18 protein-coding genes are annotated in these 19,211 nt (G+C 67.4%); 14 read left to right on the plus strand and 4 right to left on the minus strand.

The features are described from left to right. The first annotated feature begins 571 nt into the window (after positions 1 to 571). The 5 genes from M673_RS00005 (at position 572) to moeB (ending at position 5,780) form a co-directional block, all read left to right on the plus strand. Positions 572 to 1,006 carry a rhodanese-like domain-containing protein gene (locus M673_RS00005; protein ID WP_061972639.1) on the plus strand — a complete coding sequence of 145 codons (435 nt, stop codon included), beginning with the start codon at positions 572 to 574 and terminating at the stop codon, positions 1,004 to 1,006. Positions 1,007 to 1,122: 116 nt separating this feature from the next. Further along, positions 1,123 to 2,580, plus strand: a complete 1,458-nt coding sequence (dnaA, locus tag M673_RS00010) for a chromosomal replication initiator protein DnaA (RefSeq protein ID WP_061977466.1) — start codon at positions 1,123 to 1,125, stop codon at positions 2,578 to 2,580. Positions 2,581 to 2,722: 142 nt separating this feature from the next. Next, positions 2,723 to 3,841, plus strand: a complete 1,119-nt coding sequence (dnaN, locus tag M673_RS00015; RefSeq protein WP_061972640.1) for a DNA polymerase III subunit beta — start codon at positions 2,723 to 2,725, stop codon at positions 3,839 to 3,841. A 20-nt stretch (positions 3,842 to 3,861) separates the two neighbouring features. Then, positions 3,862 to 5,013 carry a DNA replication/repair protein RecF gene (recF, locus tag M673_RS00020; protein WP_061972642.1) on the plus strand — a complete coding sequence of 384 codons (1,152 nt, stop codon included), beginning with the start codon at positions 3,862 to 3,864 and terminating at the stop codon, positions 5,011 to 5,013. After that, positions 5,010 to 5,780, plus strand: a complete 771-nt coding sequence (gene moeB / locus M673_RS00025) for a molybdopterin-synthase adenylyltransferase MoeB (protein ID WP_061972644.1) — start codon at positions 5,010 to 5,012, stop codon at positions 5,778 to 5,780. The genes recF and moeB overlap by 4 nt, the downstream gene beginning before the upstream one ends. A gap of 21 nt (positions 5,781 to 5,801) precedes the next feature. Here moeB and M673_RS00030 read toward each other — a convergent pair whose 3' ends face one another. Next, positions 5,802 to 7,394: a methyl-accepting chemotaxis protein gene (locus M673_RS00030; protein WP_061972645.1), complete on the minus strand. Its 1,593-nt coding sequence runs from the start codon at positions 7,392 to 7,394 to the stop codon at positions 5,802 to 5,804. Between the two features lie 200 nt (positions 7,395 to 7,594). Between M673_RS00030 and M673_RS00035 the strand changes: the two genes are divergently transcribed. Further along, entirely contained in the window at positions 7,595 to 8,176 is a 582-nt protein-coding gene (locus M673_RS00035) for an SH3 domain-containing protein (RefSeq protein ID WP_061972647.1), read from the plus strand. Positions 8,177 to 8,320: 144 nt separating this feature from the next. On the opposite strand, the gene irrA is transcribed toward M673_RS00035, so the two are convergent. Together irrA and M673_RS00045 are read right to left on the minus strand one after the other, a co-directional pair. Beyond that, positions 8,321 to 8,797, minus strand: coding sequence for an iron response transcriptional regulator IrrA (irrA, locus tag M673_RS00040; protein WP_082639086.1), 477 nt, complete (start codon positions 8,795 to 8,797; stop codon positions 8,321 to 8,323). 127 nt (positions 8,798 to 8,924) lie between these two features. After that, positions 8,925 to 9,389, minus strand: a complete 465-nt coding sequence (locus M673_RS00045; RefSeq protein WP_061972649.1) for a hypothetical protein — start codon at positions 9,387 to 9,389, stop codon at positions 8,925 to 8,927. A 194-nt stretch (positions 9,390 to 9,583) separates the two neighbouring features. Between M673_RS00045 and fabA the strand changes: the two genes are divergently transcribed. The 3 genes from fabA to fabI are packed head-to-tail and all read left to right on the plus strand — an operon-like array spanning position 9,584 to position 12,251. After that, complete coding sequence (fabA, locus tag M673_RS00050) at positions 9,584 to 10,117, plus strand: 3-hydroxyacyl-[acyl-carrier-protein] dehydratase FabA (protein WP_061972650.1); 534 nt, start codon at positions 9,584 to 9,586, stop codon at positions 10,115 to 10,117. A 60-nt stretch (positions 10,118 to 10,177) separates the two neighbouring features. Further along, a complete protein-coding gene (gene fabB, locus M673_RS00055) occupies positions 10,178 to 11,401 on the plus strand; it encodes a beta-ketoacyl-ACP synthase I (RefSeq protein WP_061972652.1) in 1,224 nt (407 codons plus the stop codon). A 13-nt stretch (positions 11,402 to 11,414) separates the two neighbouring features. Then, positions 11,415 to 12,251: an enoyl-ACP reductase FabI gene (gene fabI, locus M673_RS00060; protein ID WP_061972654.1), complete on the plus strand. Its 837-nt coding sequence runs from the start codon at positions 11,415 to 11,417 to the stop codon at positions 12,249 to 12,251. Between the two features lie 116 nt (positions 12,252 to 12,367). On the opposite strand, the gene M673_RS00065 is transcribed toward fabI, so the two are convergent. Continuing rightward, positions 12,368 to 12,808, minus strand: a complete 441-nt coding sequence (locus M673_RS00065; RefSeq protein ID WP_061972656.1) for an Lrp/AsnC family transcriptional regulator — start codon at positions 12,806 to 12,808, stop codon at positions 12,368 to 12,370. A gap of 125 nt (positions 12,809 to 12,933) precedes the next feature. Here M673_RS00065 and alr point away from each other — a divergent pair, with 125 nt between their 5' ends. From alr to M673_RS00090, 5 genes are all read left to right on the plus strand, one after another. Continuing rightward, on the plus strand, positions 12,934 to 14,082 hold the full coding sequence (gene alr, locus M673_RS00070) for an alanine racemase (RefSeq protein WP_061972657.1): 1,149 nt from the start codon (positions 12,934 to 12,936) through the stop codon (positions 14,080 to 14,082). Next, positions 14,079 to 15,332: a D-amino acid dehydrogenase gene (locus M673_RS00075; RefSeq protein ID WP_061972659.1), complete on the plus strand. Its 1,254-nt coding sequence runs from the start codon at positions 14,079 to 14,081 to the stop codon at positions 15,330 to 15,332. The genes alr and M673_RS00075 overlap by 4 nt, the downstream gene beginning before the upstream one ends. A 174-nt stretch (positions 15,333 to 15,506) precedes the next feature. Next, positions 15,507 to 17,939 (plus strand): diguanylate cyclase domain-containing protein, encoded by a 2,433-nt coding sequence (locus M673_RS00080; protein ID WP_148639931.1) that lies wholly within the window; start codon positions 15,507 to 15,509, stop codon positions 17,937 to 17,939. A 356-nt stretch (positions 17,940 to 18,295) separates the two neighbouring features. Then, entirely contained in the window at positions 18,296 to 18,697 is a 402-nt protein-coding gene (locus M673_RS00085; protein ID WP_061972662.1) for a PTS sugar transporter subunit IIA, read from the plus strand. Between the two features lie 82 nt (positions 18,698 to 18,779). After that, positions 18,780 to 19,052 carry an HPr family phosphocarrier protein gene (locus tag M673_RS00090; RefSeq protein ID WP_148640111.1) on the plus strand — a complete coding sequence of 91 codons (273 nt, stop codon included), beginning with the start codon at positions 18,780 to 18,782 and terminating at the stop codon, positions 19,050 to 19,052. The last annotated feature ends 159 nt before the right edge of the window (positions 19,053 to 19,211 follow it).

Consider the following 19,211-nt stretch of genomic DNA (forward strand, 5'->3'; position numbering starts at 1 on the left):
TTCCCGATTTTCCATCTTGATTTCTGGGAATCCCCGGATTCCGGGCGATTCCATAGCATTTGAATTTCGCCATATAAATCATAGGCTTAAGGAAGGCCCTCGCAGGGCTCGCGAGTCTGCCGGCCGGCGTGGCGGGGTGCCCGAGAGTCAACCGGGATGCGACAAAAAAAACTCATATTCCCGCCTCAATCCACGACCATCTTGAGGGCCTCGTTGAATCCGCAAGTGAATCAGACGATTACGGCTGGCGAGCTTTGCGACATTGCCGTGAACGCGCCACACCTGTTGCCGCGACCAGATCGGAATCGCGATTCAAAGCTTGCTCGAGGCTGGGCGGTTTCGTAGCTTTTGTCTCACGACAAGAGCCGCCGAAGCCGAAGGATGGGGACAAGATGCGTTTTCCATAAGAAATCCGCATCCTGGCCGACCCTGAACGTCCATCGCCGTTCTCGCTGATCTGTTTTTATTCTGTCCGATCCCGTTCCCCGGATTCCTGCAATCGGGGACGAGGGTCGGTTGTTGCCGCGTTTGACCGGTTTCGTTTCCCGGAGCCGAGTTGTTGGAGTCCCACATGAACCGTTCCTACAAGGGCGACGTGACGCCGGCCGAGTGCTGGTCCGCCCTCGACAGCGACGAGCCCGCCTTTCTCGTCGACGTTCGCACCACAGCGGAATGGAATTTCGTCGGCTTCCCGCTGACGCCGGCCGGTCGCGCCCAGCCGCTCTTCGCGGAATGGCAGACCTACCCCAGCATGTCGGTCGACGGCAGCTTCGCCGCCCGCGTCGCCGAGGCCATCACGGCCGCCGGCGGCAGTCCGGCCTCGCCGGTCTACTTTCTGTGCCGCTCGGGCGCGCGCTCCATGTCGAGCGCCGCGGCGCTCACCGATCTCGGCTTCGAGAACTGCTTCAATATCCTCGACGGGTTCGAAGGCCCGCCCGACGAGGAGGGCCATCGCGGCCAGATCGCGGGTTGGAAGGCCACCGGCCTTCCCTGGAGGCAGAAATGACCGGCCTCCTCCCCGCGACCCCGCCCAAGGCTCCCCGCGCGCCCGTCCGCGCCGGCGCCCCGCGCACCGCGCCGTCCGCCCTGACCGCCGCCCGCATCCAGCCCCAAGAGCCTGTCATGAGCCCTGCGCACGGTGATGCCGAGATCCTCGACCGCGTCAACGCGCGCCTCAAGGCCCATCTCGGACCGGACGTGTTCGCCTCCTGGTTCACGCGCATGAAGCTGGTCAACGCCGGCAAGGGCGTGGTGCAGCTCTCGGTGCCGACCGCCTTCCTGCGCACCTGGATCAACGGCCACTACAAGGACCTTCTGCTGCAGATCTTCTCCGAGGAGATCCCCGGCACGCTGAAGGTCGACATTGCCGTTCGCTCGGCCGTGCGCGGCCCGGCGGCGCCCGCCGCGCCGGCCCAGATCGCCCGCCCGCGCGACGGGGCGCTGCCCGCGCCGGTCGCGCAGAGCCTGCCAGCGACGGCCGCACCGCGCGCTAATACCGAGCGCGCCCAGGCCGGGGAGATGCCGCGCCAGCAGAGCGATTTCGGCTCGCCGCTCGACCCGCGCTACATTTTCGAGAGCTTCGTGGAAGGCGCGTCGAACCGCGTAGCGCTGGCCGCCGCGCGCTCGATCGCCGAAAACGGCCCGCAGTCGGTGCGCTTCAACCCGCTCTTCCTTCACGCGACCGTCGGCCTCGGAAAGACCCATCTTCTGCAGGCCATCGCCAACGCCGCGCTGGAGCGGGAAGACCGGCCCCGCGTCGTCTATCTCACGGCCGAATATTTCATGTGGCGCTTCGCCACCGCAATCCGTGACAACCAGGCGCTCGACTTCAAGGAGAACCTGCGCGGCATCGACATCCTCATCATCGACGACATGCAGTTCCTGCAGGGCAAGTCGATCCAGCAGGAGTTCTGCCACCTTCTGAACGCACTGATCGATTCCGCCCGCCAGGTCATCGTGGCGGCCGACCGGCCGGCCTTCGAGCTGGAATCGCTGGACAGCCGGGTGCGCTCGCGCCTGGCCGGCGGCGTCGCGATCGAGATGGTCTCGCCCGATTTCGAGATGCGGCGCGGCATTCTCTCGGCACGCGTCGAGGCCATGCGCGCGGCCGATCCGAGCTTCGCCATCAACGAGGGCGTGCTCGACACGATCGCCCGACGCGTCACCGGCTCGGGCCGAGACCTCGAAGGCGCCTTCAACCAGATCGCCTTCCGTCATTCTGTCGGCCAGCCGCTGTCGAGCCAGCATCTCGACGACCTCCTGAACCAGCTGACGCGGGCCGGCGCCGAGAAGCGCGTGCGGATCGAGGACATCCTCAAATTCGTCTCGCGCCACTACAACATCTCTCGCACCGACATCCTCTCGGCCCGCCGCACGCGCACCATCGTGCGCCCGCGCCAGATCGCCATGTATCTGGCCAAGACCATGACGCCGCGTTCGCTGCCCGAGATCGGCCGTCGCTTCGGCGGGCGCGACCACACGACCGTGCTGCATGCCGTTCGCAAGATCGAGGCCGAGCGCGCCATCGACCAGAAGCTGGCCGAGGAACTCGACGTCATCCGCCGCATGATCGAGGAATAAGAGAAGTCCGCACACGCGGAGGTCCCGGCCGGCCGGCGCTTTTTCTTTGCGCCCGCCCGCCGTCCTGCTCTAAAAGGTTGGGACCTCTGCGTGGGTGCCGGTTCTCGGCGCATCCTCAAGTTCCCGAACGGTCCATTTCGCCATGCGTATTCTCATCGAGCGGTCGAACCTCCTGAAGTCGCTGAGCCATGTCCAGCGCGTGGTGGAGCGGCGCAACACGATTCCGATCCTGTCCAACGTCCTCCTGAAGACCGAGGACGGCGGCATGCGCCTGAAGGCGACCGATCTCGACATCGAGATCACCGAGACCGTGCCGGCGGTGAGCGAGCAGCCCGGCGCGACCACCGTTCCCGCCCACCTCCTCTACGACATCGTGCGCAAGCTGCCCGACGGGTCGGAGGTCAAGCTGGAGACGGACGGCAATGGCGGGCAGATGACGGTCGCCTCCGGGCGCTCGAACTTCCGCCTCCAGTGCCTGCCCGAGGCGGACTTTCCCGACATCACCTCCGGCAGCTTCACCCACGCCTTCACGCTGAAGACGGGGGATCTCGCCCGTCTCATCGAGCGCACGCAGTTCGCGATCTCGACCGAGGAAACGCGCTACTATCTCAACGGCATCTTCTTCCACACGCTGGAATCGGGCGGCGCGCTGCAGCTTCGCGCCGTGGCCACCGACGGCCACCGCCTCGCCCGCGCCGAGACCGACGCGCCGGCCGGCTCGGAAGGCATGCCGGGCATCATCGTGCCGCGCAAGGCCGTGTCGGAAATCCAGAAGCTGCTCGGCGAAGGCGCCGAGACGGTGGAGGTGGAGCTTTCCGACAGCAAGATCCGCTTCACGATCGGCCCGGTGGTCATGACCTCCAAGCTGATCGACGGCACCTTCCCCGACTATCAGCGCGTCATCCCGACCGGCAACGACAAGGCGCTGACGCTCGACCGGCAGAGCTTCGCCCATGCCGTGGACCGTGTCTCGACCATCTCCTCCGAGCGCGGCCGCGCGGTGAAGCTCGCCGTGTCCGACAGCCAGCTCGTTCTCACCGTCAACTCCCCCGACGCCGGCACGGCGACCGAGGAACTGGCGGTCGGCTACACGTCGGAAGAGCTGGAGATCGGCTTCAACGCCAAATACCTCCTCGACATCACCGGCCAGTTGTCGGGCGAGTCCGCCGTCTTCATGCTGGCCGATCCCGGCTCGCCCACGCTGATCCGGGACGGCGGCGACGAGCGCACGCTTTATGTCCTGATGCCGATGCGCGTCTGACGGGCGCCTTCGAGCGCCTCATGCCCGACCCTTCCCCGCTTGCCGGCGACGCGCGCATTCGCGTCGCCGGTCTCGGCCTCGTGGATTTTCGCAACTACGCGACCCTGAGCCTGCCCCTCACGTCCCGCTTCGTCGTGTTCCATGGCGACAACGGCGCGGGAAAGACCAATCTCCTCGAAGCCCTGTCGCTGCTTTCGCCCGGCCGGGGCTTGCGTCGCGCGAACTACGGCGAGATCGCGCGGGGCAGCGGCTCCGGCGGCTTTTCCGTGCGCGCGCGGCTGCGCGAGACGGACGGCGAGATACGCGATCTCCTGACGTTGGTGCGGCCGGACGAGGAGAACGGCGCGGCGCGCGTCCTGCGCGTCGACGGGGCGCAGGCCCGCTCCGGCGAGGAGCTTCTGGATTATCTGCGCGTCGTCTGGCTGACGCCGGCCATGGACGGGCTCTTCACCGGCCCCGCCGCCGAGCGTCGCCGCTTTCTCGACCGCATGGTGCTGACCGTCGATCCCGGCCACGGCCGGCGCGCGCTCGACTACGAGAAGGCCATGCGCGGGCGCAACCGGCTCCTGTCGGAAGACAGGATGGACGATAGCTGGCTGACCGGCATCGAGGCGCAGATGGCCGAACTCGGCCTTGCCATCGCGCTGGCGCGCGCCGATCTGGTGGAGCGGCTGCGCGGATCAATCGAGAGCATGGCCGGCTCGCCCTTCCCGGTGGCCGAGCTGCATCTCCAGTCCGGCTACGAGGATTTCAGCCTGGAAGGCGCGGCCGTCGATCTGGAAGACCGGATCGCGGCGCGGCTGCGCGCACGGCGCGGGCTCGACCGCGCGGCGGGCCGCACGCTGGAAGGGCCGCATCGCGGCGATCTCGAGGTGCTGCACCGGGCCAAAGCCATGCCGGCTTCGCTGTCCTCCACCGGCGAGCAGAAGGCGCTCTTGATCGGCCTCGTGATCGCCCATGCCCGGCTGGTGGAGGCTGCGAGCGGCATGACGCCGCTTCTTCTTTTGGACGAGATCGCCGCCCATCTCGATCCCGGCCGGCGCGCCGCCTTGTTCGACATTCTGGACGAGCTCGGTGTTCAGGCCTTTCTGACCGGGACCGACGCTGCCCTGTTCGAGGCGATCGCGGGGCGCGCGCAGATGGTGGAAATCCGCAACGGAGCCGTCGCATGACCGATGCCCCTCCCCTATCCACGGACGAGCTGCGCCGCTACGCCCGCCATCTCGTTCTGGCCGAGATCGGCGGCCCCGGTCAGCAGGCGCTGAAGCGGGCCAAGGTCCTGGTGATCGGCGCGGGCGGGCTCGGCTCGCCGGTCGCGCTCTATCTCGCCGCCGCCGGCGTCGGCACGCTGGGGCTGGCGGACGACGACACCGTCTCGCTCTCCAATCTCCAGCGCCAGATACTGCACGGCACGGCGGATATCGGCCGGCCTAAGCTCGACAGCGCGCGGGAGGCGATCGGCCGGCTGAATCCGCATGTGGAGGTGGTTCCTCACGCGCTTCGCCTGGACGCCGAGAACGGCGCGGCGATGGTCGGCGACTATGACATCGTCATCGACGGTTCGGACAACTTCGCCACGCGCTACGCGCTGGCCGATCTCTGCGAAGCGCAGGAAAAGCCGCTGGTGACGGCGGCGGTGCAGCGCTTTTCCGGCTCGCTCACCGTGCTCGCGCCCTTCCGGCGGGATGGGGGGGATCAGCTTCTACCGCGCTACCGCGACCTTTTTCCCGAGCCGCCGCCCGCCGGGCTGGTTCCGACCTGCGCGGAGGCCGGCATTCTCGGCGTGGTGACGGGCATTCTCGGAACCTTGGCGGCGGCCGAGGCGATCAAGCTCGCGACCGGAGCGGGCGAGCCACTGCTCGGCCGCCTGCTTCTGGTCGATACGCTGCGAATGCGCTTCGAGGAAATCCGCTACCGCCGGCCCAAATCCGCGCGCTGACGAAGGCCGCCGGGCGCGCCGTCAGGCCCGGCGGCGCGCGCGAAACCGGCCCAGCATGGTTTGCGTCCTCGCCGGGGCGCGGGCGACATTGGAATTGTCCGCCGCAAGCGGCGGCTTCCCGGCATCGGCGTCGATCTGAAAGAAGCCCGTGCGCTCGTTCAGGCGGTTGGCCTCGCCGGCGAGTTGGACGGCGGTGGCCGAGAGTTCGGTGGCGGCGCCCGCGTTTGTCTGCGTCACCTGATCGAGCTGCTGGATCGCGAGGTTGATCTGCGCGATGCCGGCCGACTGTTCGCGCGAGGCGGCGGAAATCTCGGAGACGAGCTCGGCGGTGCGGGTGATGTCGGGCACCATGTCGGCCAGCTTGCGGCCCGCCTCGTCGGCGGCATGGAGCGTCGCCTCGGACAGGCTGGCGATCTCGCTCGCCGCAGTCTGGCTGCGCTCGGCGAGCTTGCGCACCTCGGAGGCCACCACTGCGAAGCCCTTGCCGTGCTGGCCCGCGCGCGCGGCCTCGATCGCCGCGTTGAGGGCCAGAAGATCGGTCTGGCGCGCGATGTCCTGAACGATCCGGATGCGATCGACGATCGTGTGCATGGCCTGGACCGAGCCGGCCATGGCCGTGCCGGTGTCGCGCGCGGCGAGCGAGGCGCGCTGCGCCATGCGCTCGGTCTGCACGGCGTTTTCCGTGCTTTGGCGGATATTGGCGGTCATTTCCTCGACGGCGGCCGAGGCTTGTTCGGAGGCGGCGGCCTGTTCGCTCGCGCCGGACGACAGCTGCTCGGCGGCCACGGCCGACTGTCCGGAGCCGGCCGCGACCTGATCGGCCGACACTCTCACGCCCGAGAGCACGAACCGCAACTGACGCCGCGTATCCTCCAGCCGGTCGAGCAAGGTTCCGATCTCGTCCCGCCGCCGATGAACGATCTCGGTCGCGATCTCGCCGCGCCCCAGCCGCTCGGTCTGCTCCACGGCGAAGGACAGCCCTCGGTTGACGAGAAGGCTGAGCCAGACGGCGGCACCGAGGCCGAGCAGCACCGCGCCGGCGACGATTGCCATCAGCATGTCGCGCGTCGAGGCGTAGACCTCCTCCGACGTGCGGGTCGCCTCCGCCGCCACCTGCCGCTGCAGGTCGGTGAGCGCGGCGACGCTCTCGAGGATTACCTGCATAGCGGGCACCGCCTCCGCCTCGATCAGGCGCAGGGCCTCCTGCGGCGCGCCCTGGTCGCCGAAGTCGATGGCCTGCGATGTCGCCTTGTCGTAGCGGCCGACGGCCTCGCGCAGCGTGTCGACCTTATCCACCGCCAGATGCGTGTGGCTGCGATAGGCGTCGATCTCGTCCCGCGCCTTTTGCAGCGCCTCGTGGACGGACTTTTCAAGCTCGGCGCGCCGCGCGGCGTCGGTGACGATCAGCGACCGGTTGACGAGTCGGCCGGCGTTCAGGAGATCGGCCCTGATATCGGACAGACGCATGGCCTGCTGGAAGGGGCGATCATGAAAATCCACGAAGCGGTCGTTGGACTTTCCGAGCCGGTCGATTCCGAGAAACCCGACCAGGGCCATGGCCCCGACGACGAGCGTAAAGCCCCCCGCGAGCTTCTGCTTGATCGTGAACCGCATTGCCATGCCCTTCCACATAATCCTGAGTTATAACAACCCAGCCGGGTTTAGATTTCCCTTCCAGACAGTGCGATTTCCCACCGGCCCTGTGAAATCATGTGAATCGAGGCGCGGCGCATCTTGCCCGGACAAGGCTCGGGAAGGGTTCGTTAACCGCCTTGGGGGATAGTGAAGCGATCCCTGACGGAGTTCATAAAGCTTTGACGTCCCTCCCCGTTTCGCTCCGCCGCGCCGCCCTGTCCGCTCTTGCCCTTCTCGCCCTCTGTTCCGCCTCGCAGGCGCAGACGCCCGCCGCTGCCGCGACCCGCCCCGAGGCCGCCGCCGAGGAAGGGCAGGACGCGGAGATGAGCCGGAAGCTTCCCCTTCCACGTTTCGTGTCGCTGAAGTCGGCGCGCGTGAACCTGCGCGTCGGCCCGGGCAAGGACTACGCCGTGTCCTGGCTCTACATGAAGCCCGGCCTGCCGGTGGAAATCATCCAGGAGTTCGACCAGTGGCGCCGCATCCGCGACGCGGAAGGCACGGAAGGCTGGGTCTACCATTCGCTCCTGTCGGGCGAGCGCACCGCGCTGGCCGCTCCCTGGCTTCGGGCCAAGAAGGGCGCGCTGGTCACGGTCCACCGCTCGGCCGCCGCAGACTCGACCGTGGTGGCGCAGATGGAGCCGGGCGTCGTCGCCAAGGTGCGCGAATGCTCGTTCAGCTGGTGCGAGGTCGAGGCGGGCGGACGTCGCGGCTTCGTCTCGCAGAACGAAATGTGGGGCGTTTATCCCGACGAGCGCTTTTAAGCGGTCGTCCGACGAGCGATTTCGACAGGTCCGAATGGCGGGTGGCTTTGGCCCCCGCCGTTTTCGTTTGTCCTGCGGACAAGAAAAAAGGCCAGGTCCCATGGGAACCCAGCCTTTCTCTCATTCGAAACTGTCGCGGCGCGGTCAGGCCAACTTGAGCTTGTCCCGCTTGCGGCGCACGCGCACTACGACGTCGATATTGACGATTTCCATGCCTTCGGGCGGCTCGGGAATGTTGGCCACGTTGATCGCCCCGTCCGGGATGTCGATCATCGTGTTGTCGGACTCCACGAAGAAGTGGAAATGGTCCGACGTGTTCGTGTCGAAATAGGTGCGCTGACCTTCCGCCGAGAGCGGGCGAACGAGACCGGCATCCGTGAACTGGTGCAGCGTGTTGTAGACGGTGGCGAGCGAAACGGGCTCGCCGGCGCGGTGCGCTTCCTCGTGCAGCTCTTCGGCCGACAGGTGCCGGTCGCCCGCGCCGAAGATCAGGTTGCACAGGGCCACGCGCTGGCGCGTCGGACGAAGACCCGCAGAGCGCAGGCGTTCGAACACGCAGAACGACGAGTGCCGTGCGGAGTCGCGTGAGTCGAGCTGCGAGGGCTTGGCCCGGTTGTCCATGATGCGTCGCCGTTTAAACTTGAGTTCCTGAGTCGTGTTTACGACCTTGCGTGCTGCGCTGCAAGACCGCGTCATCGATCAGATATAATCCCGATCCGCTGAAAGAACAATTGCGATGGACGATGGCTCAGCCGCAGCGCTCGCTCAGAAGGCCGAGCGCCTTGCCCGATCCCTTGAGCGGCAGGCGGAAGGAGCCGGCCGGGCCGGAAAGTTCCAGTTCGCGCCCGCGCTTCAGCCGCTCGAACAGGGGTTTCAACTCGGCCGCGGCGTCCGTGCGGGCGAAGCGCGAGCCGGCTCCGTGCGGCTCGGCTTCGGCCTTGGCGGACAGGATCGTCGCCAAGCCGTCGACGCTGAAGACGAGCGTCGCGCCCTGCCCTTCGGGATAGCGCGCGCCGCTGCCGGCGACGATCGTGCGGATGCGCCCCGGCCCGTCGCATTCGAAGCTGACGCCGGCAGGCTTGCCCTTCAGCACGAAGCCGGCGCGCACCGGGCCGCCCGCCGCCTCGCCGCGCCATTCCTGCGCAGCGCTCGGGCCAAGCCCCGCGAGAAGCACCGCCAGCGGCAGCACGAGGGAAAGCCGTCCTGCCCGCATCCCCGATACTCCCCTTCCCTGCCGCACGCCGCGACCGCTTTCCCGCGTGATGCCACGAGCGCGAGCGAAGGGAAAGTTTGATGAACCGTTGATTTGATCCGTGAGGTGACGCATTTGCCCTCTGGCGCGCCCGTGCTAAGGGCATCCGCAACGAACGCGGCCTTTCGGAGAGCTGCGAGGAAACGGGCAAGGTGATGACGACAGGCAAGACCCACTTCGACAAGGACGATCTTCTGGCCTGCGGCCGGGGCGAACTGTTCGGTGCGGGCAACGCGCAATTGCCGCTGCCGCCCATGCTCATGTTCGACCGCATCACCGAGGTGACGACGGACGGCGGCGAGTTCGGCAAGGGCTCGATCCGCGCCGAGTTCGACGTCTCGCCCGATCTCTGGTTCTTCGACTGCCATTTCCGGGGCGATCCGGTCATGCCCGGCTGCCTCGGCCTCGACGCGCTCTGGCAGCTGACCGGCTTCTATCTCGGCTGGCTCGGCGAAGAGGGGCGCGGCCGCGCGCTCGGCGTCGGCGAAGTGAAGTTCTCCGGCCAGGTGACGCCCAAGGTCAAGCTCGTGGAATACGGCGTCGAGTTCCGCCGCGTCATGCGCTCCAAGCTGAAGCTCGGCATCGCCGAGGGCTGGATGAAGGCCGACGGCGAGGTCATCTACCGCGCCAGCAACCTGCGTGTCGGCCTGTTCAAGGACGGCGAAGCGGATGCGACCGTCGGCGGCTGAGCCGGCGCTTCTAGAATGTGAAGAGGGTCCCGCAAGCGGACCCCGAAAAGGAGTGTGGCCATGAGGCGGGTCGTCGTGACCGGAATGGGCATCGTGTCCTCGATCGGCAACGATCTCGGCGAGGTCACCACCTCGCTGCGCGAGGCGAGGTCCGGCATCAGCTTCTCGGAGGACTTCGCCGAGCACGGGTTCAAGTGCCGTGTCTGGGGCAAGCCCAATCTCGACGTGACCGATCTGGTGGACCGGCGCGCCATGCGCTTCCTGTCCCAGGGCGGCGCGTGGAACCATGTCGCCATGAAGCAGGCGATCGCCGATTCCGGCCTCGAGGAGAAGGACATCTCCGGCAACGAGCGCACCGGCATCATCATGGGCTCGGGCGGGCCGTCGACGCGCACGCTGATCGAGGCCGCCGACATCACGCGCAAGAACTCGAGCCCCAAGCGCATCGGCCCTTTCGCGGTGCCCAAATCCATGTCGTCCACCGCCTCGGCGACGCTGGCGACCTGGTTCAAGATCCACGGCGTGAACTACTCGATCTCGTCCGCCTGCTCGACCTCGGCCCATTGCATCGGCAATGCGGCGGAGATGATCCAGTGGGGCAAGCAGGACGTCATGTTCGCCGGCGGCCACGAGGATCTCGACTGGACCATGTCGAACCTCTTCGACGCCATGGGCGCCATGTCCTCCAATTTCAACGACACCCCGAACGTCGCCTCGCGCGCCTATGACAAGGACCGCGACGGCTTCGTGATCGCCGGCGGCGCCGGCGTCGTGGTGCTGGAGGAATACGAGCGGGCCGTGGCGCGCGGCGCCAAGATCTATGCCGAGTTGGTCGGCTACGGTGCGACCTCGGACGGCTACGACATGGTGGCCCCGTCCGGCGAGGGCGCGGTGCGCTGCATGCGCCAGGCACTCGCGACGGTGAAGGGCAAGGTGGACTACGTCAACACGCACGGCACCTCGACGCCGGTCGGCGACTCCAAGGAGATCGGCGCCATCCGCGAAGTGTTCGGCGACGCCATTCCCCATATCCAGTCCACCAAGTCGCTCACCGGCCACTCGCTGGGTGCCGCCGGCGCGCAGGAGGCGATCTACTCGCTTCTGATGATGCAGGCCGGCTTCATCGGCGAAAGCGCCCATATCCACGAGCTGGACCCGGAGTTCGCCGGCGTTCCCATCGTGCGCCAGCGCATCGACGATGCGAAGGTCGACATCGCCTTGTCCAACTCGTTCGGCTTCGGCGGCACCAACGCAACGCTCGTGTTCCAGCGCGTCTCCAACTGAGGAAGCTTTGCCGATGAACGACCTGATGAAGGGCAAGCGCGGCCTCGTGATGGGCGTCGCCAACCACAATTCCATCGCCTGGGGCGCGGCACGCGCGCTGGCGTCGCAAGGCGCCGAGATCGCCTTCAGCTACCAGGGCGAAGCGTTCGGAAAGCGCCTGCGCCCACTGGCGGCCGAGATCGGCTCGACCCTCCTCGTCGATTGCGACGTGGAGGACATCGCGTCGGTGGATGCACTCTTCGCCACGCTGGAAAAGGAGTGGGGCAAGATCGATTTCGTCGTCCACGCCATCGGCTTTTCCGACAAGAACGAGTTGAAGGGCCTCTACGCCGACACGACGCGCGAGAACTTCACCCGCACCATGGTGATCTCCTGCTTCTCCTTCACGGAGATCGCCAAGCGCGCGGCCGGCATGATGAACGAGGGCGGCTCGCTGGTGACGCTGACCTATGGCGGCTCGATGCGCGTCATGCCGAACTACAACGTGATGGGCGTCGCCAAGGCGGCGCTGGAGGCCTCGGTGCGCTATCTCGCGGCCGATTTCGGCCCGCGCGACATTCGCGTCAACGCCGTTTCGGCCGGCCCCCTGCGCACGCTGGCGGGCGCGGGCGTCTCCGACGCGCGCCTGATGCTGAACTACCAGCGCCGCAATGCGCCGATGCGCCGCAACGTGACGCATGAGGAGGTCGGCAACTCGACGCTTTATCTCCTGTCGGACCTGTCCAAGGGCGTGACCGGGGAGATCCACTATGTCGACGCCGGCTACAACATCATGTCCATGCCGGCGCTGGACGAGTTGAAGGCGCAGGAGCGCCGCGCCGTCGCGGCCGGCGAGACCGTCTCCGAATAAGGCTCGGCCTCTCCCCCTCTTTCGAAAGGCCCGTCGCTCGTTCGAGCGGCGGGCCTTTTTCTTTAGAGCCGTCCGAAAAGCCCGCCGGGTCGGCTCGGGGAGCCTTTTCACCGCTCTCAGAGAACGCTGCGGATGGCGAAGCTGGAGTTGATGCGCTGGACGCCCGGCAGGCGCGACAGCACCTCCTTGTGGATGCGCTCGTAATCTCCCGCCCCGGCCGCCTCCAGGCGCAGGAGATAATCCTCCTCGCCGGTCATCAGGTAGCATTCGCGGATCTCGGGATGCTTCAGCACTTCCGCTTCGAAACGGCGCAAGACATCCTCCGTCTGCCGCTCCAGGCTGATGCGCACGATCACCACATGGCCGTCGCGTCCCTCCGGCCCGGCGATGATCGCAGTGTAGCCCCGGATCGTGCCGCCCTCCTCCAGCATCTGCACACGACGCAGGCAGGCCGATGCTGACAAACCGACCTCCGCCGCCAGCGCGACATTGGTGATGCGCCCATCGCGTCGAAGGGCGCGCACGATCTTCCGGTCGGTGTTGTCGAGCGTCGGCATGATGATGCGCGGCTTCCGTGGATCGTTGCGCGAGGGCGCGTTCTTTCGAATATCCTGCGGCGAATAGAGCGTACATTCAAGGATGGTTGCGCCACACTTCAGGCATGGTCCGCTTGGAGGCACGCATGTCCGTGGTTTCGTCCCGTCCCACTCCCGATCTGCCTGTTTCCGCGGCAGGGGCCGCCAGCGCCGGCGCGGTGCTGACCGTGGATCTCGCCGCCCTGCGGGCCAATTATCGCCGGCTCCGGCTGGAGGCCGGCGGCGCGGCGGTGGGCGGCGTCGTCAAGGCGGACGCCTACGGGCTCGGGGCGGAGCGCATCGCTCCGGTGCTCTGGGAAGAAGGGTGCCGCTCCTTCTTCGTCGCCCATCTCAGCGAGGCGCTGCTGCTGCGCCCCGTCCTGCCCCATGATGCGGAAATCGTCGTCCTGAACGGGCTAGCGCCGGGCGACGAGGCGCGCTGCGCGGCGGCCGGCATCGTGCCCGTGGTGAACTCGGCCAGCCAGCTCGCCGCCTGGAGCGCACTCGGCCGTGCCCTCGGCAAGCGTCTTCCCGCCGCGCTTCAGCTCGACAGCGGCATGGCGCGGCTCGGCCTTTCACCGGACGAGGTGCTCGCCATCGAGGCCGAGCCGGAGCGGCTGGGGGGCGTCGAGACCGTGCTGGTCATGAGCCATCTCGCCTGCGCCGACGAGCCCGCACACCCGGCCAACCCCGCGCAGCTCGCCGCCTTTCGCGCCCTTGCCGCCCGGCTGCCGGCGGCGCGGCGCTCGCTCGCCAATTCCGCCGGCCTGTTTCTCGGCTCCGACTACCGCTTCGACCTCTGCCGGCCCGGCATCGCGCTCTATGGGGGCAAGCCGACGGAGGGCCCGCTCAACCCGATGCGCGCCGTGGCGCGGCTCGACGCGCGCGTCATCCAGCTGCGCGACGTGCCGGCCGGCACCGGCGTCGGCTACGGCTGGAGCCTCGTCGCGCCCGGCGCCATGCGGCTGGCGACGATCGGCATCGGCTATGCCGACGGCTGGCCGCGCAGCCTGAGCAACCGGCTCGGCGCCTTTCTGGACGGGGCGAGGCTCGCGGCGGCCGGCCGCGTTTCCATGGATTCGGTGATCCTCGACGCGGGCGGGGCGCCGCTTTCGCCCGGCGATCTCGTGGAACTGATCGGCCCGCATCAAACGTTGGAAGAGGTGGCGGCGGCGGCCGGCACGATCCCCTATGAAATCCTCACCGCGCTCGGCCAACGCTTCGAGCGGCGTTATGTCGAAGGACGACTGGCATGAAGATCGCGGTTCTCGGCGCTGGCGTCATCGGCGTCACCTCGGCCTGGTATCTCGCCCGCGCCGGCCATGAGGTCGAGGTGATCGACCGGCAGGCCGGCCCCGCGCTGGAAACGAGCTTCGCCAATGCCGGCGAAGTCTCCTTCGGCTATTGCAGCCCGTGGGCCGCGCCCGGCATTCCCAAGAAGGCGGTGAAATGGCTCCTGATGGAGCACGCGCCGCTGATCCTGCGGCCCAAGCTCGACCGCGCCATGCTCTCCTGGCTGACGCGCATGCTGCGCAACTGCACGGCCGAGCGCTACGCCGTGAACAAGAGCCGCATGCTGCGCTTGGCCGACTACAGCCGCGAAAGCCTGGCCGAGCTGCGCCGCGAAACCAATATCGAGTACGACCAGCGCATGAAGGGCACGCTCCAGCTGTTTCGCACACGCGAGCAGCTCGACGCCTCGCTGAAAGATCAGAAGGCCCTGGCCGAGGACGGAATCGCCTACGAGGTGCTCGACCCCGCCGGCTGCCTGCGCATGGAGCCGGCGTTGGCGCATGCGCGCGAGCGCATCGTCGGCGGCCTTCTGACGCCCAACGACGAGACGGGCGACTGCTTCAAGTTCACCAACGGCCTCGCCGAGCGGGCGGAAGCGCGCGGCGTCACCTTTCGCTATGGCCATGCGATCCAGGGCCTGCGCGTCGAGGGCCGGCAGTGCCTCGGCGTCGAGACCGACAAGGGCTTCATCGCCGCCGACGCGGTGGTGGTGGCGCTCGGCTCCTATTCGCCGCTTCTGGTGAAGCCCTTCGGAATCGACCTGCCGGTCTATCCCGTGAAAGGCTATTCGCTGACGATCCCGATCGTGAACGAGGAGTTGGCGCCCGAGTCCACCGTCATGGACGAGAGCTACAAGATCGCCATCACGCGGCTGGGAAGCCGCATCCGCGTCGGCGGCATGGCGGAGATTTCCGGCTTCACCAACGATCTGGCCGAGGCGCGCCGGCGCACGCTGGAGCATTCCGTCACCGACCTCTTTCCCGGCGGCGACCTGTCGAAGGCGAGCTTCTGGTCGGGCTTGCGCCCGATGACGCCGGACGGAACCCCGGTGATCGGACCCACCCGAATCGGCGGCCTGTTTCTCAACACCGGCCACGGCACGCTCGGCTGGACCATGTCCTGCGGTTCCGGCAAGCTTCTCGCCGACCTCGTCGGCGGCATGGTGCCCGATATCGACGCGCGGGACCTGGCGGTCGCGCGCTACGGCCGGTAAGGCGTGGGGCGCAAGGGCGGCGCCAACGCTCCGTTTACCAGTTCGGCGGGAGAGCGCCCACATGGCGCGCCACGCTAGGGCGTTCATACGGTTTCTTCAACAGGCCGGGCCAATACTGGCGGTAGCATATCGCAGTCCGCCATTTCCATTCCCGACGCTTCCGGCCCCGCTCCCGTGTCACTTGAAATCAGCCCCTTCCTCCGGTCTTTTCGCGCGTCGGGCCTCTCTCGCACGGCGGGCCTGCGCCTTCCGTCCGCCGGGATGCCCGAACGGCTGCGGGGGCGCGCCTTCTGGGCGCTGCTGATCCTTCTTCTCCTGTCCTTCTGCGGCGTGTCCGCCGCCACGCTGATCGACCTGCGCCAGGATGCCTGGATGCAGGCGACCAACGGCGCGCGCAGTCTGGGCGCGGCCCTGTCGCAAGAGATCCGGCGCACCCTTCGGACCTACGACGCGGCTCTCATGCGCGTCGGCACCTCGCTGAGCGATCCAACCGTGAAGCGGCTCGATCCCTCGACGCGCCAGATCGCCCTGTTCGAGGGCACGTTCGTGGACGCGTTTCTGGCCGGCGTCTTCGTCACCGACGCGTCGGGCAACATCATCTGGGATCGGGACCGCGAGCCCTCTCGCCTGCCCAATCTCGCCGACAAATCCTTCTTCAAGGCCCAGCGCGACGCGGCCGATGTCGGCCTGTTCATGAGCGAGCCTTTCATGCGCGAGGACAACGGGGCCGATCACGTCGTCGCCCTCAGCCGCCGCGTGCGCACCGAGGACGGCTCGTTCAACGGCGTGGTGGTCGGCCTCGTCCGCCTCGACGCCTTCGTGCGGATCTTGCACGGAAGCCTCTTGGCGCCGGGCGACTCGATCAACCTGTTCACCCGCGAAGGCGTCCTCGTCGCGCGCGTTCCAGACAAGCCGGACGCGATCGGCCGGGACATGTCCCACACCGTCAACGTGGCGAAGTTCATGCAGGCCGAATCCGGCGTGTTCACCGGCGTCTCGGCGATGGACGGGGTGTCGCGCATCTACAGCTTCGTTCATATGAGCGACGTGCCGATCATTCTCGACGTCGGATTGGCCGAGAAGAACGTCTATGCCTCGTGGAACCGGCGCGCGTTGACGATCGGCCTCGTGCTGGTACTCCTGTCGGGCCTGACCTTGTGCCTCGCCGTGCTGATCCGCCGCGAGTTCCGGCGCCGGCTGGAGACCGAGCGCGTGCTGCGCCACAGCGAGGAACAGTACCGGCTGCTGGCGGACCATTCCACTGACCTCATCATCCGCCTCGACGCCGATCTGGCCCGCCGTTACGTCTCGCCCGCCGCGATGCCGATGCTGGGATACACGCCCGACGAAATGATCGGGCAACTCTCGCGCAGCCTCATCCACCCCGACGACTGGACCGAGGTGCAGCGCATCGCCGCCAATGCCCGGCAGTCCGACAAGGGGACCGAAACCGCCTATCGCCTGCGAACCAAGGCGGGAGACTATGTCTGGGTGGAAGGGCGCTACAGCTACGTGCCGGCCGATGGCGGCTTCATTGTCGTGTTGCGCAACATCAGCAAGCGCCGTCAGGTGGAGGAAAAGCTCGCCGCCGCCCATGCCGAGCTGACGGGCCTCGCCAACACCGATTCGCTGACCGGGCTCGCCAACCGCCGCCGCTTCGACGAACAGCTGAAGAGCCTGTGCTCGACGCCCGGCAGGCCCCCCTTCTCGCTTCTGATGATGGATATCGACCGGTTCAAGCTCTTCAACGATCGCTACGGCCATCCCAGCGGCGATCGATGCCTGCGGCAGGTGGCGGAAGCCATCAGAGCAGCGCTTCCCGGCGGGGAGGCCTTGGCGGCCCGGATCGGCGGCGAAGAGCTCGCCGTTCTCCTGCCTGGATGCGATCTCATCGAAGCGCAGCGGACCGCCGAGCGGATCTGCCGCGCGGTGGAGGCGCTCGCCATCGCCCACGAAGGCAACCTGCCCAATGGCGGCGTGGTGACGATCAGCATCGGCTGCGCCGAGCGCAGCGAATCCTGCGATCTCTTCCAGCAGGTGACGGGCGAGGCCGACCAGATGCTCTACGAGGCCAAGCGCTCGGGCCGCAACCGCGCCTGCAGCCGCCTCACCCTCGCCCAGAGCGACGAGATCGACGTCTCGCAGACCGAGGCGCTGCGCCAGGAAGCGATCGAACGTTTTCGCGCGCTCCGGCTGGGAAGCGGGTCAGTGGAACTCGACGCGCTCACCGCGCGCCTCGCCAAGCTCCTTCAGGCGCCGATCGGCTTCATCTCGCTCTACGCTTCGGAGGTCGAGATCGTCGGGCGCTACAACATATCGCTCGCCACCACGAGCCGCGACACGTCCTTCTGCCGGCTGACCGTACAGAGCGCCGAGCCGATCGTGGTGCCCGACCTCAAGGCCGATCCGCGCTTCGAGCAGAACCCGTTCGTGACCTGCGAGGAGGGTTCGCGCTTCTACGCGGCGGCCCCGCTGATCGACCCTCACACCGGCGTGTCGATCGGCGCGATCAGCGTCTGCGATGCAAAGCCGCGCTATGCCTTCGGCGCGGAAGAGCGCACACTGCTCACCACCTTCGCCCATGTGGTCATGCACGGGCTGGACTAAGCCCGTCCCAATCCAGGCCCGGTCTGGCGGCGCTCGTTCACTTTGTCGCGACGCCCCTACCTCCTGGCGCGTGCAGAGGGGGAGCTTGGCGCTCGAGCCCTCCTTAACGGAACCGGCCCTGATTCTCTTGGGGGTTGGCAGAGGTGGGCGGGGCGGGGTGCCCAAAGCCTCGTCATCGCTGCCCACGAGCGCGGCATGCGACATTTACAACCGGGGGGCGTCCCTCTGATGCCATGGTTCTTCTTTAGAATAAGAATTCCTCGAAGCTGGCCCTCTTGCTGCCTTGCGGGGGAACGGCAGCAGGCGCACAATCACCTGCCCATGAAAGTGGCGTCGGAGCCCGGAGCGGACAACGAATGATAGGACTTGTGCTGGTGACTCACGGCCAGCTCGCGCGCGAATTCAAGCTCGCAGTCGAGCATGTGGTGGGTCAGCAGGAAGCGTTCGAAACGATCTGCATCGGCCCCGACGACGACATGGAACAGCGCCGCCTCGACATCGTCCAGGCCGTGCGCGACGCCGACCGGGGCAAGGGCGTCATCATCCTCACCGACATGTTCGGTGGAACGCCGTCCAACCTCGCCATTTCCGTGATGGACGAGGGGCAGGTGGACGTGCTGGCCGGGGTCAACCTGCCGATGCTCATCAAGCTCGCCAGCGTGCGCGGCGAGAAGCCGATGGACCAAGCTCTGGTCGCGGCGCAGGAGGCGGGGCGAAAATACATCGCCGTGGCGAGTCGAATCCTCAATGGGCAGTGATACCATGACCTATGTCAGCGAAGACGCCGCCGGTGCGGGGACCCAGGCGATGGACCGCGCGGATCAATTGGACGAGACCCCCATGTCGGCAGCCCGAACCCTGACGATCGTCAATCGCAAGGGCCTTCATGCCAGGGCGTCGGCCAAGTTCGTGCAGCTGGCGGAAAGCTTCGACGCCGAGATCACCATCGCCCGCGACGGCATGACGGTAGGCGGCCAGTCGATCATGGGCCTGATGATGCTGGCCGCCGGCCAGGGCACGACGATCGACGTCAGCGCCGAGGGGCGTGAGGCGGAAGCCGCCATGCAGGCCATCGCCGATCTCGTCGCCAACCGCTTCGGCGAGGAATGCTGAATCCCGGGATCTGAGACAAGCCGCCGCGGCCCCCTTCGTTCGGGTCTCGCCTGCGCCTTCGGCACACTCAGATAAGCATATAAGCAATTCGTTATATCCTTTCGACGCGAGGGCTGCTAAAGCCCTGGCGAGCCCTGGGCCGTGCTTTGCCGCAGCCCG

This window comes from Aureimonas sp. AU20 (assembly GCF_001442755.1).
Lineage (GTDB): Bacteria > Pseudomonadota > Alphaproteobacteria > Rhizobiales > Rhizobiaceae > Aureimonas.